The sequence below is a fragment of the Agrobacterium sp. MCAB5 genome (genome assembly GCF_052114365.1).
In the GTDB taxonomy this organism is placed as follows: Bacteria; Pseudomonadota; Alphaproteobacteria; order Rhizobiales; family Rhizobiaceae; genus Agrobacterium; species Agrobacterium tumefaciens.
In genome coordinates, this window is the sequence record NZ_JBFREP010000330.1 from 1 (window position 1) to 390 (window position 390).

Sequence of the window (390 nt, forward strand, 5' to 3'; positions counted from 1 at the left end):
AAATGATGCGTCGCATCCTCCAGCATCACCCCGAAATATTCGAGATGGAAGGCGTCGCGCAGCGAGCTTTCGACGCAGACATTGGTGGCAATACCGACGAAGACCAGATTGCGGATGCCGCGGGCGCGTAGCACGCTGTCCATGGTTGTGTTGAAGAAGCCGCTATAGCGGGTCTTCGGCACGAGAATGTCGCCCGGTTGCGGCTTCAACTCCTCGACGAGGTCGTAATCCCAGGTGCCCTTGGCGAGTAGCGTGCCTTGCAATTCCGGCCTTGCCCGCATGGTCTTCAGCGCGTTCGACTTGTGCCAGTTCGGCGATCCGGGGCCGCCGGCCTCGATATAGTCCTTGTCCCAGCCGTTCTGGAAATAGACGACGAGAACGCCGTTGGCG

1 protein-coding gene is annotated in these 390 nt (G+C 60.0%); it reads right to left on the reverse strand.

The window, feature by feature from the left end; genetic code table 11:
* On the reverse strand, positions 1 to 390 hold a 390-nt coding region (locus tag AB4Z23_RS28880), incomplete at both ends, for an isochorismatase family protein (RefSeq protein WP_441361358.1).